We start from the raw sequence: 267 nt of genomic DNA on the forward strand, positions 1-267 counted from the left end.
GGCGGGCTACCTGGCGATCGCCGGCGGCGTCGCTTTCTATCTGCTGCCTGTGGGTTTCGAGCTCGATGGTGCCGCCTTGCTCCTCGCACAGCTGGCGACGATCGTCGCGGGCGCTGTGCTCGTCGCCACCTCGACCTTCGCAGTCGTGCAGCATCGACGACGACGTGCGAACCTCGCGGCCATCGCGCAGGCGCTCGGGTGGACGTACCGCGCAGACATCGGCGACCGGATCTGGGGCGGATCCATCGACGAGCAGATAGACCGTGG

1 protein-coding gene is annotated in these 267 nt (G+C 68.2%); it reads left to right on the plus strand.

All coding sequences use genetic code 11. The features are described 5' to 3' along the window. Window positions 1–267: hypothetical protein (locus SB773_RS32265; protein WP_410594448.1), on the plus strand; the 267-nt coding region annotated here is incomplete at both ends.

Origin of the sequence: Bacillus sp. SIMBA_074 (assembly GCF_046534555.1) — a bacterium.
Lineage (GTDB): Bacteria > Bacillota > Bacilli > Bacillales > Bacillaceae_G > Bacillus_A > Bacillus_A mycoides.